Origin of the sequence: Mycobacterium sp. UM_CSW (assembly GCF_000455205.1) — a bacterium.
GTDB lineage: Bacteria > Actinomycetota > Actinomycetes > Mycobacteriales > Mycobacteriaceae > Mycobacterium.
In genome coordinates this window covers 36,660-51,863 of sequence record NZ_AUWQ01000069.1, presented here as the reverse complement: position 1 = coordinate 51,863, position 15,204 = coordinate 36,660, and the positions used below count along the sequence as shown (strand labels likewise).

10 protein-coding genes and 2 pseudogenes are annotated in these 15,204 nt (G+C 61.3%); 8 read left to right on the top strand and 4 right to left on the bottom strand.

Annotated elements, in window-relative coordinates:
* Window positions 1–5: 5 nt before the first annotated feature.
* Together N415_RS22350 and N415_RS31645 are read left to right on the top strand one after the other, a co-directional pair.
* A complete protein-coding gene (locus N415_RS22350) occupies window positions 6–1,472 on the top strand; it encodes an NAD(P)/FAD-dependent oxidoreductase (protein ID WP_068186832.1) in 1,467 nt (488 codons plus the stop codon).
* Between the two features lie 39 nt (window positions 1,473–1,511).
* Window positions 1,512–1,658: pseudogene (locus tag N415_RS31645) on the top strand (IS1634 family transposase); the annotation flags it as partial.
* 314 nt (window positions 1,659–1,972) lie between these two features.
* On the opposite strand, the gene N415_RS22345 reads toward N415_RS31645, so the two are convergent.
* Window positions 1,973–3,598: a long-chain-fatty-acid--CoA ligase gene (locus tag N415_RS22345; protein WP_068186830.1), complete on the bottom strand. Its 1,626-nt coding sequence runs from the start codon at window positions 3,596–3,598 to the stop codon at window positions 1,973–1,975.
* 685 nt (window positions 3,599–4,283) lie between these two features.
* Between N415_RS22345 and N415_RS22340 the strand changes: the two genes are divergently transcribed.
* Together N415_RS22340 and N415_RS22335 are read left to right on the top strand one after the other, a co-directional pair.
* Complete coding sequence (locus N415_RS22340; protein WP_068186826.1) at window positions 4,284–6,014, top strand: amidohydrolase family protein; 1,731 nt, start codon at window positions 4,284–4,286, stop codon at window positions 6,012–6,014.
* A gap of 267 nt (window positions 6,015–6,281) precedes the next feature.
* A complete protein-coding gene (locus N415_RS22335) occupies window positions 6,282–7,562 on the top strand; it encodes an amidohydrolase family protein (protein ID WP_081665421.1) in 1,281 nt (426 codons plus the stop codon).
* 55 nt (window positions 7,563–7,617) lie between these two features.
* Here N415_RS22335 and N415_RS30945 read toward each other — a convergent pair.
* Window positions 7,618–7,818, bottom strand: a pseudogene (locus N415_RS30945) (IS1634 family transposase); the annotation flags it as partial.
* Window positions 7,819–7,907: 89 nt separating this feature from the next.
* Between N415_RS30945 and N415_RS22330 the strand changes: the two are divergent.
* Window positions 7,908–8,423: a hypothetical protein gene (locus N415_RS22330; RefSeq protein WP_068186822.1), complete on the top strand. Its 516-nt coding sequence runs from the start codon at window positions 7,908–7,910 to the stop codon at window positions 8,421–8,423.
* Between the two features lie 399 nt (window positions 8,424–8,822).
* Here the strand turns inward: N415_RS22330 and N415_RS22325 are convergent, their stop codons facing one another.
* Complete coding sequence (locus tag N415_RS22325) at window positions 8,823–9,959, bottom strand: aromatic ring-hydroxylating dioxygenase subunit alpha (protein WP_161630337.1); 1,137 nt, start codon at window positions 9,957–9,959, stop codon at window positions 8,823–8,825.
* A gap of 158 nt (window positions 9,960–10,117) precedes the next feature.
* Window positions 10,118–10,714 carry a TetR family transcriptional regulator gene (locus tag N415_RS22320; protein WP_239645663.1) on the bottom strand — a complete coding sequence of 199 codons (597 nt, stop codon included), beginning with the start codon at window positions 10,712–10,714 and terminating at the stop codon, window positions 10,118–10,120.
* 123 nt (window positions 10,715–10,837) lie between these two features.
* Between N415_RS22320 and N415_RS22315 the strand changes: the two genes are divergently transcribed.
* The 3 genes from N415_RS22315 to N415_RS31635 all read left to right on the top strand — a co-directional run bounded on the left by N415_RS22315 (window position 10,838) and on the right by N415_RS31635 (window position 14,434).
* Window positions 10,838–12,433, top strand: coding sequence for an NAD(P)/FAD-dependent oxidoreductase (locus N415_RS22315; protein WP_068186815.1), 1,596 nt, complete (start codon window positions 10,838–10,840; stop codon window positions 12,431–12,433).
* A gap of 51 nt (window positions 12,434–12,484) precedes the next feature.
* On the top strand, window positions 12,485–12,805 hold the full coding sequence (gene fdxA, locus N415_RS22310; RefSeq protein ID WP_068186814.1) for a ferredoxin: 321 nt from the start codon (window positions 12,485–12,487) through the stop codon (window positions 12,803–12,805).
* Window positions 12,806–13,753: 948 nt separating this feature from the next.
* Window positions 13,754–14,434, top strand: a complete 681-nt coding sequence (locus tag N415_RS31635) for a DUF6338 family protein (RefSeq protein ID WP_343203464.1) — start codon at window positions 13,754–13,756, stop codon at window positions 14,432–14,434.
* The last annotated feature ends 770 nt before the right edge of the window (window positions 14,435–15,204 follow it).

Genomic DNA, 15,204 nt, shown 5'->3' with positions numbered 1-15,204 from the left:
CGCTGATGTCACAACGGCATCCGTCCGTGGGCATTATCGGTGCGGGTATGTCCGGTATCTGCCAGGCCATCCTGCTGCGGCAAGCCGGTGTCACCGACGTCACCATCTACGAGAAGGGCGCCGACGTCGGCGGAACCTGGCGTGACAACACCTATCCCGGTTTGGCCTGTGACGTGCCGTCACGGCACTACCAGTTCACCTTCGCAATGAACCCGAGTTGGACGAGGCTGTTCCCAACCGGGCCAGAAATACACGAGTACTTCCGGGCGCTCACCGAGCGCTACCATCTGAACGACAACATCCGGTTCAGGACCGACATCGTCGACGCGCGATTTGCTGACGGCCGTTGGCATCTGACCACCGGTACGGGGGAGCAGGCGTCGCACGACTTCCTGATCGCGGCCACCGGCCTCCTGCGCGAGCTACACACTCCCGCGATCAAGGGCCTGGCCGATTTCGACGGGCCCGTCATGCATTCCGCGCGATGGGACCACTCCGTCGACATGACCGGAAAGCGGGTTGCCGTCGTCGGGACCGGGTCGACCGGTGTCCAAATCGTCTGCGGCCTAGTAGATTCCGCTGCCCGCCTCGACGTGTTCCAGCGCAGCCCGCAATGGATTCTGCCGGTTCCCAACCCGCGGTACTTCCGCTGGATGCATCCGGTCCGCCGCCGCGTGCCCAGGCTGAGCGCGATGGCTTACCACGGCTACGATTTTGCGGTCGGGCAGGTCTCCGCTGCGATACTCAAGCCGGGTTGGCGGCGCCGGTTGATCAACGGCGTGTGCCGGGCGAACCTGCGCACCGTGCGCGACCCCGAGCTGCGCCGCCGGCTGACTCCGGACTTCCAGCCGATGTGCCGACGGCTGATCATTTCGTCGGGTTATTACCCGGCAATGCAGCGCGACAACGTCCACCTCGTTGATAGCGGCATCGACCACGTCGAACGGCGCGGCATCGTCACGGCTGACGGCGAATTGCGCGAGCTGGACGCGATCGTGCTGGCCACCGGCTTCGACGCACACGCGTTCATGCGGCCGATGTCACTCGTGGGTCGCGACGGGCTGACCCTGGAACAACTCTGGGCACAGGGCCCCAGGGCTCATCTGGCTGTGGCAATGCCAGGCTTCCCGAACTTCTTCATGCTGATGGGCCCGCACAGCCCGTTCGGTAACTACTCGCTCACCGCCATCGCCGAAGCGCAGGCCAACCACATCACCGGCTGGATCACCCGCTGGCGCACCGGGGAATTCGACACGGTCGCCCCTTCGCGTCGCGCGACCGACGACTTCAATGCCAGCATGCGCCGGGCTATGCCTGGCACGGTGTGGACGACCGGCTGCAACAGTTGGTACCTCGGCGCCGACGGTGTGCCCGAACTGTGGCCGTGGTCGCCGCGCGAATACCGACAGCGAATGGCCGCCACACCCGACATCAACGACTACGACATCGACGTCCTGGCGAGGACGGCATGAAGGCGACAGTGAGCGGGCGAGTCGTGGCTGTCACCGGTTTGGAGCATCAAGAAATTCGTGAGAACCGCCCGCCGATACCGCACCGTGAGAATTCAAGCCGGCAATCAGACCCTCACCGCTGCCGATCCGCTACCCGACGACCTACACGCCGCCCCCATCAAAATCCGCGCAGACCGTGCGCACTAATTTGAGCCAAGTCGGGTCTGCTCCGTGAAGTGCGACCCTTCCGGATCTACGACGGCCAAACAATATCCCGCGCCGCCCGCTTCATCGGCCATCGCGCGCCGGTGAAATTATAAGCGTCGAAAGTCACTGTCAATCACAGTAATACGGTGTCGTATCTGGCTGAAGACGTCGCGAGTCCACGCCGATGCGGTTTACCCTAGCGCAGCGCGAGACCCTCCGAAGTTAGCGGCGATCAGTGGCGGGTGGTCGCCGAACGCGTTCTAGCGTTCGCTCCAGCCACTGATGTCGAGACAATGCGATGTGATCGCCGAACATCAGCCAGCTGAGTAGACGTTCGCGTGCGCCGCCCGCATGACCTTCTTGTCGAGCTTGCCCACGCTTGTGCGCGGTAGCGACCCCTGCTGAATGATGACGTCGGGCAGCTGCCATTTGGCAAATTTTCCTTCCAGTAGGGCGTGCACCTCATTCAGCGGCAGATCATCGCCGTCCTTCGTGACGACCACCACCACCGGACGCTCCTGCCACTTCGGGTGCGCGACACCGATGACCGCCACCTCCATCACATTCGGATGCGCGGCGATGGCGTTTTCCATGTCAATCGAGCTGATCCATTCGCCGCCGCTCTTGATGACATCCTTGAGGCGGTCGGTCAGTTTCAGATATCCGTGCTCATCGATACTTCCAATATCACCACTACGCCAATAGCCCTCGAAGAAGCGGGAGTCATTATCCTCCAGGTCGTGGTACCTTTCCGCGATCCATGGGCCGCGCAGCAGTACCTCACCGGTCGACTTGCCGTCCGCGGGCATGTCTTTCCCGTCGGCATCCACGATCCGGATGTCGACGCCGGTGGCGATCAGTCCTTGATAGCGCTTACGGTCCCAGCGCTCCTCTTCCGGCAACCCCTTCAGCGACGGTTTGATGGCCCCGTTGTGGGCGACGACAGGCGTGGTTTCGGTTGCACCGTAGCCGTGGGCGATGTCGGCTCCCGTGAGCTTGTACAGACCCCGCATCATCGTCAGCGGCGGTTCAGAAGAACCACTCAGAAAACGCGCACCCGTGAAATCGGGTTTTTCCGAGAGGGTTTCGATGTAATGCAAAATCGGCTCGAAGATCGCCGGCGATCCGTTCGCAACGGTCACATGCTCCGCAATCATCACGTCGACAAGCACCGAAGTGTCATCGGCAGTGAACCGGCCGGGCAGCACGAAGCGGGTGGCGGCGAAGACACCGGCCTGAGGCAACCCCCAGCAGTTGCCGTGGAACATCGGGGCGATCAGCATGATGGTGTCGTACGGAGTCATCGTCAGCGATTGTGCCCGCGACATCGAATGCAAATAGATGGAGCGATGCGAGTAGTACACTCCCTTGGGCTTGCCGGTGGTCCCTGTCGTGTAACAAGCACTGTAGGCTGAAGTTTCATCAATCACCGGGAAGTCAATTTCGTCTGACGCGCCGGCCATGAGCTCATCGAATGAAAGCGGATTCGGCAACGTGGTGCTGATCTCCCAGAACTGCTTGTCAGTCATCACAACCCACGTCCTCACGCCGACTCCAGCTGCGGCCAGCTTCTCCGCGATCGGTAGCAGCGTCTCGTCGACGAAGATGGCTTTTGCATGACTGTGATTGACGGTGAACGACAGATCCTCTGCCCCGAGGCGCAAGTTCATCTGTAACATTGCTGAGCCCAACGACGGTATGGCCCAATAGAGTTCGAAATGTCTGCGGCTGTTCCAGTCGAGCACACCGACCATATCTGCAGGTCCAATTCCGAGTCCGCGCAACACATTCGCGAGCTTGCACACCCGCCGGTAACAATCGGCGTAGGTGTATTTGTCCCAGCCGCCATCAGAGGTTCGGTAGACGATCTCGTGTTCGGGATAGCTGCGCACCGCGTGCTGCAGCAGGGTGGTGGTGTTGAGCTGGTAGTGGTCGCCCATCGTCGATGGCAGACCTTTGACGATGTCGTTCAACTTTCTCGCTTTCCAGATATTTTGCTCCGGCGACTCTTTGCAATTTAATGATATTGACCTGGGGCACCACGAATCTCCCAGGCACTCAGCCGCTTATGGGCTCGCAAAACAAATGCGCGTGTCCCGAGCTCCCATGACCTGACTTGGCTCACGATTCGGGATTGACGGTGTCCGCGGCGGTTTGACCTGGGCATTCTGTGTTGGCTTGTCCGGGATTTGCGCACTAATCGGGGCCGTAGGCTGCCCTGGTCGCCTACGTGCGCACCGTGAAGACCGCATCGGGAGCGAGCGCGGTGCAGATCGTGTGGTCCTAGCGGCGCGGGGCGCGATCAATCGAGCACCTGTGTGGGCTGGCGCGATGGATGCTGCGCGGTCGTGGGGTCGCCGCGGTCATCCCGCAGAAAAGTGATGGGGTCGCCGCACGGTTACGCCGTGGACGCCGAGGTGGGGGACCCCCACCGCAGGGCACGCCGACCTCAAAGCCAGAGCCGGCCCCCGCTGGAATCCGAAGAGCCAGTTTTCTGGCCGTAGTCGGCATGGTCTCCCACTGAGCAGCGCTCAGGGCAACATCACGCTATTTATCATCACACTATTTATCAATTTGGAAAACGAAACTAGCAGTCGGCGGGATCTGTTACGTAATGTCGTCGACATGAGCCATGACCTGGTCATCCGTAACGGCACCATCGTCGACGGCCTCGGCGGTGCGCCCTATCCCGGTGACGTCGCCGTGTCCGACGGCGTCATCGCCGCGGTGGGCACCGTCTCCGGGAAAGGCGACCGCGAGATCGACGCCGCCGGACTGCTCGTCACGCCCGGATTCATCGACCTCCACACGCATTACGACGGGCAGGCGATCTGGTCGGATCGGATGACGCCGTCGTCGGCGCACGGGGTGACCACGGCGCTCATGGGTAACTGCGGCGTCGGATTCGCGCCCTGCCGTACCGACGACCACGAGGTCCTGGTGGACCTGATGGCCGGCGTGGAGGACATCCCAGGTGTGGTCATGGTCGACGGTTTGCCCTGGACGTGGCAGACGTTCCCTGAGTTCCTCGATGCCCTCGAGGCGGGACGGCGCGACATCGACGTGGCGGCGCTGCTGCCGCATTCGCCGCTGCGGGTGTACGTCATGGGTCAACGCGGGGTAGATCGGGAGGTGGCGACCGCCGAGGATCTGGCGCAGATGCGCAAGCTCGCCGCCGAGGCGGTCTCGGTGGGGGCGTTGGGGTTCGCATCGTCGCGGGTGGCGTTTCACAAGTCCGAGAGCGGCAAGCTGATCCCGAGCTACGAGGCCGCTCAGGATGAAATCGAGGCGATCGCCCGTGGCGTCCACGACGCCGGCGGCGGCCTCATCCAGTTCGTGCCGGATCTGATCTCTCAGGACTCCGAGCCGGCCTTGCGGGCGGTGTTCGAGGTGGCCGCAGAGGTGGGTCTGCCGGTGACGTTCACGCTTGCTATCGGCAATGCCGGCGAGCCGTACTTCCTCAACGCGCTGACGATGGTCGAGAAGGCCAACGCCAACGGCGGCGATGTCACCGCGCAGACCTTCCCCCGGCCGATTGGCCTGCTCGTCGGCTTGGAGTTGAGCGGCAACCCGTTCGTGCTCTACCCCAGCTACCGGGAAATTGCTAATCTGCCGCTGGCCGAACGGGTGGCTGAAATGCGTAAACCCGAAGTGAGGATGAGGATCCTTAACGACAAGCCGTCAGGCGAGGGGCATCCGTTGATGTACGCGGTGCAGGATTGGGAGTACATATATCCGCTCGGTGAGCCGCCGAACTACGAACCCGACCCGTCTGAGTCCATCGAGGCGCGCGCACGCGCGCGTGGGGTGAGTCCGTTGGAGGAGGCCTACGACCGGCTGCTCGACGACGACGGCCGCGCGATGTTGTTGGTGGCGTTGGCCAACTTCCGCGACAAGTCGCTGGACACGGTGGCCGAGTTGCTCGGCCGTGACGACGTTGTCCTCGGCTTGGGCGACGGCGGCGCGCATTACGGAATGATTTGCGACGCAAGTTTTCCCACATATCTGCTCACCCATTGGGTGCGCGACCGGGCATCCGGGCGGCTCAGTGTGGCTGAAGCCGTCCGCCAGCTGACCTCAGTGCCGGCGCGAGTCGCCGGACTGGCTGACCGTGGCCGAATTGCAGTGGGCTACAAGGCCGATCTCAATGTCATCGATCACTCGGCGCTGGCGCTGCACCGCCCGGTGATCGCTCACGACCTGCCCGGCGGTGGTCGACGACTCGACCAGACCGCCGCCGGCTACGTGGTGACGATCGTTTCCGGTGTCGTGATTTCGGAGAACGGCGTGCCGACGTCGGCACGGCCGGGACGGCTGATCCGCGGCCGTCAACCCGCACCCGTCGCACGCGGGTAGCTGCGCCCGATCAGGTCGCTTTTCTGAAGTCCCGACGAACTCCAACCCGCCGACGCTGAGCTCCGCATCCGCCGTGATGACCTGTCACTTATTGACAACTGTCACCTCTGACCATAGAGTTTGTCATGGATGATCGGGATTGATCGCCGGATGCGCTGGCAGCGCTGACCGATGCGACGCGCTCGTAGTACCCAGAGCATCAAGTCTTTCCGCGGATCCTCGGTTTCGGCGCGCGGCGTCATCGGATAACTTGGAAGGGACGTCAACATGGCAGATTTGGATGGGTTTCTGGCTGAACTTGTCGCCGAACACGGACGTCCGGCAACGGTGACATTCATCGATGAACCAGAAACCGAGTCGCTGTTTTGCCCAATCGTCTCTGTCGACGACCACGCACTGGAGCCCGGCGACCTCTTTACCCAGCGCGTTCCGTCGAAATTTCGCGACTCGGCGCCGTTTCTGCGCGAGGAGGCCGATGGTGCCCCGTGGTGGCACATCGATGGCGACCGAGTGCCGATCCTGCTGGTTAACGGCGCGTCGGGCCGCCCAATGAATGAATGGACGGTGACAGCAGCGCGATTCGAGGAGTTTCGACGATCGGTCTGGGACCCGAAGGCCCGACTGGCCGATATGGACCAGGGTGGAGTGTGGTCAAGCCTGTGCTTTGGCTCGCTGATTTGGGGCTTTGCCGGAACCCGATTCTCGAAGATCAGCGATCCCGACCTCGGCTTGGCATGCCTGCGTGCCTACAACGACTGGATGATCGACGAATGGTGTGCCGCCGACCCCGACCGTTATATTCCGTGTCAGATGCCGTGGCTGGCCGACCCGGTGGTCGCGGCCGATGAGATACGCCGCAATGCCGCTCGCGGGTTTCGTTCGGTGAGCTTCTCGGAAAACCCTGAGGGACTCGGGTTCCCACACATCTACGATCCAATCTGGGACCCATTCTTTGGCGCCTGCGAGGAGACCGACACGGTCGTAAACCTGCACGTAGGATCGTCCGGCCGGACCGCGAAGCCTTCATCGGTTTCCGCTGAAGAAGTCATCACCGCCCTGTTCCCGGTTAACGGCTTGGAGGCGCTGTTGGACTGGGTTTACTCCGGAATACTATTCAAATTCCCCAAACTGAAGGTCGTCCTGTCGGAGGCAGGTGTCTCATGGGTACCAATGGCCCTGGAGCGATTGGCGCGTGCCTACCGTCATTCCGGAGGTTATGGCAAAGGATGGCCATCGGATCAGCCCACGCCGGTGGAGATCGTCCGACGGAACTTCTACTTCACTTCGATCGAAGATCCCTCGGCGTTCCACATGCTTCATCTGATCGGTGAAGACAACATGATGGTGGAAACCGACTTCCCCCACTTCGATAGCACCTGGCCGGAATGTCAGGCGATGATTCGGAGCGAGATGGCACACCTGCCCCCCCAACAGGTGCACAAAGTGTGCTACCAGAATGCCGTCCGCATCTACAATCACGTCCCGCCGCCCGATGACTGGCTGGCTCGAGCTGAGGTTTCGTTGCCAGCCCCCGCCGGTTCGCACTGACTGTCTCCGATGCTGCAACCAGAAACTAGTCTCGTAATCGATGCCCAGGTGCATATCTGGGGCCGGCTTTGATCGTGACGATTCGGTAGCGGCGAGCGGTGCGACGAACTTCTTTATGCTCCAACCGATTTGGTGCTCGATCCAGTGTGTTACGGCCAGCCCAGCGAACACCGTCGTGAGGTGCGCGTCGATTGATTCGCGTTTGTGGTGGTAGATCGTGTTTGGACATTCGGAAGCTCTTCTCGATGCGCCACAGATTGCCGCCGTCGCTCGCTGGGCGGCCACCACCAACTCAGGCCTGCAGACACAGATCAGGCCCGGCGACCTGCCCATTTCCGGAGGACAATGATTAAGGTCGAGTCGCGGGCCGCCCCGCAAATCTATCTGCTCGCCGACAATATCGGTGACGTGGTGCGCTTCGCGGGCGGTTGGACATTTGACCAGGTATGTGCCGGGTTCCGGGTCGCCATCCTGGCGAAGAAGACAGGCAATAGTCAGGCCGCGCGAATCCTGGGCGCTCAAATCCTTGAACTTCGCGAGGCACTGGACAACTGCGACGAGCGTCCGATTGCCGTCGTTGTCGCATCGGATCTGTTCGTCACCGACACCAATGTCGCCAAGCACGTACGAAAGGTCATAGCCGAGCGGACTGCGGTGGTGGCGACGTGGGGGAGTCCGGGGCGCCCCTTCGCCAGGCATGCGATTCCGGTTCAGCACCGGCTAAGCACTGCCGCTAACCTGTTCAAACGCCAGGCCTTTGCCGCGGCGGGACTCAGTGCAGCCCCGGACCGAGTCGAGTCCTTCATCGCTGCCAGGCGCAGCCCGTCCACCGGGGTGGCCAAGGTGTTATTCACGGATTGATGCGTCGCGCCGGCACTTGACTGCGGCCACTTTCTTGAACGTCGCCGCCGCTGAAGCCCGCTCGATGACCCGTTTGACCATCGTCTGGGAGGTATCGCACAGCTCGGCCGTATCGCGATACGACCCGACTTGGTATATGCGCGCGCTGTAGGGCCAATATGGGGCCAAACCCGTGGAGTAGGTGCTTCAATTCGTGTGGTTCGTTGCCTCTGGCCCGTTCTGAACAGTTGAAACATGTTGATGTGAGCCAAAACTCCGCCTCGATGCATCACGACATGACCGGCGAGCCGGGATCGATGAAAAGTGAATCGGAACTGTTGAATCGGCACCAATCACTGACCACCGCGTGAGCCCCAGTCCTGACGCTCTCACCGAGGGCGGCCATTGAGGTCAGGGCCGTCAGCCTGCCAGCACGGTGTCATAGGCCCTGTGCGCCATCGTGATCGCGGGCTCATTGCGTCCGACGAGAACGCGGTCGAGTAGCCCGGTGTCAAGGTTGGCCTGAGTGCGGGAGGCGGTGACGAAGTCTTCGTTGTTGATGACGTTGTAGAGGAACTCGTTGAGGAATTCGGCTCCGGCTTGGGCGTTTTCGTCATCGAGTGGGGTCCAACTGTAGGTCGTGAACCGGAACGTCGACTTGTTGGGCACTGGCCCGGGATCGAGCCGCGTCAGTGCCACCATGGCATTGGCCACCACAAGTCCACTGCTGGGGAAGATGTTGTAGATGAACTGCAGATGGTCCCAAGGCTCCCACTGATCCTCGGGGGTTCCGATGAGGTCGCGAGCAGCCGGCGAGACCGCGGTCATTCGGTGGTTGTAACCGTAACGGCGATACAGGCCGGTGTTTCCGATGTTGGCCGGCCCGACGGAGTTCTTGTGTAGGTAAGCGACGTGATACAGCTCGAAACCCGTGTCATTGCCCAACTTCCAGTTGATGTCAACTTCGGTGGTGCGTTCGGCGACCCGATGCAGGGAAGCGAAATTGAAATCTGCGAGTTCGGGACCCAGGTCGGCCAGCATCGCGTCAACGTCGATGCGTTCACCGGGTGTTGGCGTGACGAACAGCATTCCGTGGCGTTCGGCCGATGGGAGTTCGATAAGGCCATTCACGTTCTTATCGATCTCGCCGAAAGTCGATGCGTGCGCGACACCGACCAGTGCGCCGCGCAGATCATATGACCAGGCATGCCACGGGCAAACTAATCTTCTGGCCTTCCCGCAGCCTTGCGCCACGGCGGTGCCGCGGTGGCGGCACGCGTTCAAGAATGCGTGGAACTGACCTTCGTTGTCGCGGGTGAGCAACACGTGCACTCCCGCGACCGTCTGTGTCGAGTAGCCACCAGGTTCGAGGTCGGAACTCATCCCTACGACCTGGGGACGGTGCAAGAAGAGCGCCTGGCGTTCGTGGGCAAGCCGTTCAGCGTCGCAGAACCGAGAGGCATCCAACGCAACTGCCTCGTCGATGAGTGTCGTCGTTCCAGCGCTGTCCAACTCGAGAAGTTCCTTTAGTGCGGTCATCATGTCGTCGCGCTGCATGGCACTCTCCTCATAGTTCATCGTTGGCGCGGGCCCAGATGTGGCAAATCTGACATAATTCCGGCGGCTACGCCATGAGCCTGACGACACTGCTATTAGTTGTCAAGCGCGTGTTCGGCCCGCGCGTTCTCCCCTTCGCGTCGTCGGCGTTCCGCGACTTACTGGATTCCGTCGGCAATGGTGCGCAGCGCGATATCGATGAGGCGTTCGAGTTCGTCAAAGTCGCCGTCGGCGGTGGCGAGCCAGATATTTAGCGCAGTGAACATCGCGGCGCTGATCATCTGGGCGTGCAGCCGGTCGCGCAGCAGAATCGTCGTGTCGTCGGCGTCGGCGGTTGGCGTGCGCCGCCGCAGGTGCGCCTCGATCTCGTCGGCGAACGACGCTTGAAGTCGCATCGTATGGGCGCTGATGATGTCAGCGGCCAATTCGCGAGTGCGCAGGTGCGCGATTTGCTGCAAGGCGTCGTTGTAGGGGAAGGACTCTACCGCGGCACGCACCGAGACCGTGATGGGTTCGCGCGGCGGCCGCACCCGCAGCGCGGCGCGAAACCAGTCCAGGCGATCGTCGTAGTCGCTGAACAGGACGTGTTCCTTGGACGGGAAGTAGCGGTAGAAGGTTCGTTCGCCCAGGCCGGCGTCGGCGACGATGTCTGCCACCGTGGTAGCCGCCACCCCCTGATTGAGAAAGCGCGCAAGTGCGGCGGTCACGATGGCGTCACGGGTGCGTTCGCTGCGTGTGGACAAGCTGCTGGTCACGCGCGTCAGCATAGGGCTCCTGGTGGCACATGTACATCTGCAAAGTGCACTATTGACATAGAAATGGCAGATATGCCACTGTGGCCGTTGTCCCGATCGTGATTGCAAGGAAGTGGTGTCCACATGGCTGATTACGACGCAATCATCATCGGAGCTGGTCACAACGGTCTGACAGCCGCTAACGTGTTGGCCCAGGCGGGCGCGCGAGTGCTGGTGCTCGAGCGGGCTCGATTTGTTGGCGGGATGGCGGCCACTCGGCAGCTGTTCGACGGTTTCAAGCACAGCGTCGGCGCCTGGGCGGTCCTGGTCTGGTCTGAGGTCATGACCGAGCGTCTGCAGCTGCACGATTGGGATTTTGAACTCGTGGAGCAGTGGGCGTCGGCGTGCACGTTCGGCGACGAGGGCGATACGCCGTTCGTGATGTACAACAACCCTGATCGGATGGCCCGCCACATGATGGAGGACCACAACGCCGACGTGATGATGGGGCTGGGCGGACTCTTCGCCCACATGATGAAGTTCGAGCCGTACTTCGCACAGGCGCGTTTCGACAGCAACATCGACATCTTCGAGGTCATCGCCGCACAGGCCGATGCCGAAACACGTCACGACTTCGCGCAGATGTGGTTTGGCAGCGCGATGGACACCGTGCGTCGGTTCCTGCCCGCCGGAGTCGGAGGCCCGATCCAGGGCTCAATGGCGGCCATGGCCATCGACGGTTTCGACGGGGGTCCCTGGACGCCGGGTTCGGCGGTATCGCTGCTCTATCACTACATGCTGCGCAGCCCCGGGGAAGCCACCGATCGAATCCTTATGCCGCGCGGCGGGATTGGCTCGTTGAGCCACGCCCTGCAGCGGCGCGCAGAATCGATGGGTGCCGAAGTGCTGCTCAACACCGAAGTCAAGTCGATCGTCATCGACAACGGCACCGCGACGGGTATCAGCCTGCGCGATGGCAGCACAATCACGGCCGACGTGGTGCTGTCCAGCCTGGACCCACACACCACGTTCCTGGAACTGGCCGGCGCCGAGCACCTCCCGCCCGATTACGTGCGCAAGCTCAAAGAGATCAACTACAACCTGGGATACCTGCAGGCGCACATGACTATCGAGGGCGAGCCGGAATTCGTCGACTGGCTGCAGCCCTTCGTGCACGACGAAGGACACACGGTTCCAACGCTGGCCTACCTGCCCTCAGCCGAGTACGTCTCTGACGGCTGGGACGAGTACCGTTACGGCGCGGTGCCCTCCAAGCCGATTTGCTATCTGTATCTGCCCAGCATCGTCGACCACACCCTGGCTCCTGAGGGCTATCACAGCGCGACGGTCTACGCGCCATATTTTCCCTACGGCCTTGACCCCGACACGCATCGCGACCTCAAGGAAAGCTACGCCGACGCCTGCATCGCGTCGATCGACAAGTATTCACCCGGGTTCTCCGAACGTATCGGCCAGCGAGTGGTGATGTCGGACCGCTACTTCAACAGCGCGTTTAGCGCCCACAACGGCGACTTCACGCACGGGACGTTGTCGCCGCTGCAGCTGTGGTCCAACCGGATGGTTCCCGGCGAACCTAAATACGGCACACCAGTGACAAATCTATTTATGTGCGGCCAGGGCACCCACTGCGGTCCCGGCGTCACCGGCATCCCCGGGTGGAACGGCGCCCAGGAGGCCGTCCAGATACTCGACGCGCGCAGCAGCCTCGGCGTGCTCTAACGAGCCTGATGTCCTCTTGCCGCGGCAGCAAGGATTGAGAGGGGGCCGCACATGACGTACGTCATCACCGAACCCTGCGTTGACATCAAAGACAAAGCGTGCATTGACGAGTGTCCCGTCGACTGCATCTACGAAGGCGCACGCATGCTATTCATCAACCCCGACGAATGTGTCGATTGTGCCGCGTGCGAGCCGGTGTGCCCGGTGGACGCGATCTACTTCGACGAGAACGTGCCCGACGAACTCGACCATTACATTCAACTCAACGCGGACTTCTTCGCCGAAATCGGTTCACCAGGTGGAGCATCCAGGCTCGGTGTGCTCGACCAGGATCCCGAACACATCAGATCGTTGCCTGCGCCAACAACATGATGGTCAATGCGCCGAACGGAATTCCGACTACGATTCATCGCGCCCATGGCACCCAGCGATCAGTCTCACCGCGTCTATGCTCAGATCACGCGCGAAGGCAGCCTCTGACGTGGGTACAACTCCGCAATGCGTTTTGAGTGCAAACGTTTTCGAGTAAGCGCTCTTCGGGGGTCGAATGCCGAGACATGTGTTTAAGGTCAACCGGCCGCTGCCCGCGGCGCATCTGTGTTGTGGCGACTGATGTGCGCGGGAGGAAGTGCCGATGCTCGAGGTCATTGACGAAGGTGGCGGCACTGCGTCCCGCGCAGCGCCGCTGCTCTTTGTCCACGGAGTTGTCACGAAGTTGTCACAAGACGTGCAAAACACGCTGACGCTTCTCCGGACGACCGGGGAACATTTTCCGAGCTCAACGAGATTCCAGAGATGGATCGGGACACCCCGGAGCCCGCAAGCCGGACTGGGGGTCAAGTGGTCGCAGGTTCAAATCCTGTCAGCCCGACAATTGTCATGTCTCGGGACATCGTTGACAGGTGTCCCGAGACATGGTTTACACCTTCAGCCTGTTTTCTGGTGAGTTTCCGCATTGACGCCGCGCCCATCTGGGCGCGGACAACGAGGTTGGTGATCAATCAAAATTCAGGCAGGCGTTGCTTTTCTGCCATTCCGATTCGGCGTAGCGTTTCGAGGGTCAGCACGGCAAAGGAGGAAACATGTCTGACGGACCGAGTGCGCAAGCGGAACCACCGGTCGAGAACCGGCCGTCACCCAGCCCATTTGACGTTCCGACGTTGCCCGACGCCAACCAAAAAGGGTACATCGAGGTAAGCACAACTGTGCCGCCTCCTACGACAGGCCCGTTCTCTCCGCCACCGCGGTTGACCGATCCGACAGCGCCTGAAGCTACGAAGACGGAAGGCGATTAGCTTTTCGAAATAGTCTCGACTTGTAATAAGGACGGCCTGGTTTGCCGACGACTCTCCTCGCGTTCATATTGTTTTTTGCTTTGTGACGGCCGGCTTTGTTTTTCAAATGCTACGAGAGCGGCGTCATCCCCCGCGTAGTTATAGCACGCTAATGGAGACAAGCATTATCGTTGTCTCAAGTGTGGCTTTCTCCATGCCCGCTATGTTGGGACTATTTGCGTTGCAGGGACATCATTTTCCAGGTTTTCCCGATCTCGAGCAGCTAGCAGAACAGCCGGCAAAATATGCTGCCGCGCACCTGGCGGCCATCGTCTTAATGATTGTGCTAAGTGTCGCGGCCGCCGTTGGGTTGGCTTTCGCCTGGGACTGGGTGCTTCAGAAGAAACGCCCTGCCCCCTTAGTCACGCGTGATTCAGTTTGGTTCGAAGTTCTAGTCGGAAGGGCCCGTCACAAAAACTCAAAGGCCGCCATTATCACGGTCGAACTGAAGGATGGAGGGGCTGTCATGGGTGCAGTAAAGGCTCACGGATTGAATGATGACTCCGAGTTAGATTGGATCGTTCTTGACTCGCATTCTCAATGTCCGCTGCAAAGCCGGAGTAAAGCCGGCGATTTTCGAATTCTCGGACGCGAATGGCCTTACTACGTCATTTCGGGAGGTGAAATTCGCGCAGCAACCGTTGGGTATGCAGACACCGCCCAATAGCCCGCGTTCCCGGCGATTCACGCGTTGCTTGGCGATGACTACCCGTGACGCCGATCGGTGACAGGTCCACCGTCACAACATCTGCCCCGTATGCCCCCAGACGTTCACCCCTCTGGATGGGCGCGGACGGCAATGGACTTTAGGTGGTACGAAACTCCGAGCGAGGCGACTTGTTCCACGTATAAGCGTCGGTATGTCAGCGGAAGATCGCCTTGGCCAACCGGCGAACGCGAGGGGTGCCCTACTTTGCAGCGCCCCGAGGGTCTGTATCGTCACCGCCGGATTGGCCTGCGGGAAGAGCTCGTTGGTGATTGACGGCGGCCCCGTAGGTACCGATGTATTGCCACTATTCATGGGCGAACTCGTCGTGGTGTTTCTATATGCCGCCGAGCCCGCGACAACGGCAGCGGCGGCGACCCGATGCAGCAATCGCGCACCACACGTCGGCGCTCCCCGCATTCGTATCAATCCCACCCGTGCGACGGTATTACCGATCGTGTGAGAAGGATCGTCCGTCCGGAGCGGCGGTGAACTACCCCAGGTTTTGGCTGCGAGGGCCAGGGCTCGCTGGCTCGCTGGTTGTGAGGCGCAGGCGACCGCCGCCTCGAACTCGTCGGGTGAAAGGTAGCCGACGGCTTCGCGCTGGCGTTCCTGGTTGTACCAGGCAACCCATTGGTGACCTTGGCGCCGCAACCGCGCGGTGGTGAACGACTCGATCGGATTGGTTTAGTCGCAACCGTCTCACAACTTCCTCACCGTCGACTGATGGT

What these genes read in the sequence shown, in the direction of transcription:
- N415_RS22330 (WP_068186822.1), top strand. Translation starts at nt 7,908, where the DNA reads ATGATTAAGGTCGAGTCGCGGGCCGCCCCGCAAATCTATCTGCTCGCC.
- N415_RS22335 (WP_081665421.1), top strand. Translation starts at nt 6,282, where the DNA reads ATGGCAGATTTGGATGGGTTTCTGGCTGAACTTGTCGCCGAACACGGA.
- fdxA (WP_068186814.1), top strand. Translation starts at nt 12,485, where the DNA reads ATGACGTACGTCATCACCGAACCCTGCGTTGACATCAAAGACAAAGCG.
- N415_RS22325 (WP_161630337.1), bottom strand. Translation starts at nt 9,959, where the DNA reads ATGCAGCGCGACGACATGATGACCGCACTAAAGGAACTTCTCGAGTTG.
- N415_RS22350 (WP_068186832.1), top strand. Translation starts at nt 6, where the DNA reads ATGTCACAACGGCATCCGTCCGTGGGCATTATCGGTGCGGGTATGTCC.
- N415_RS22345 (WP_068186830.1), bottom strand. Translation starts at nt 3,598, where the DNA reads ATGGGCGACCACTACCAGCTCAACACCACCACCCTGCTGCAGCACGCG.
- N415_RS22315 (WP_068186815.1), top strand. Translation starts at nt 10,838, where the DNA reads ATGGCTGATTACGACGCAATCATCATCGGAGCTGGTCACAACGGTCTG.
- N415_RS22340 (WP_068186826.1), top strand. Translation starts at nt 4,284, where the DNA reads ATGAGCCATGACCTGGTCATCCGTAACGGCACCATCGTCGACGGCCTC.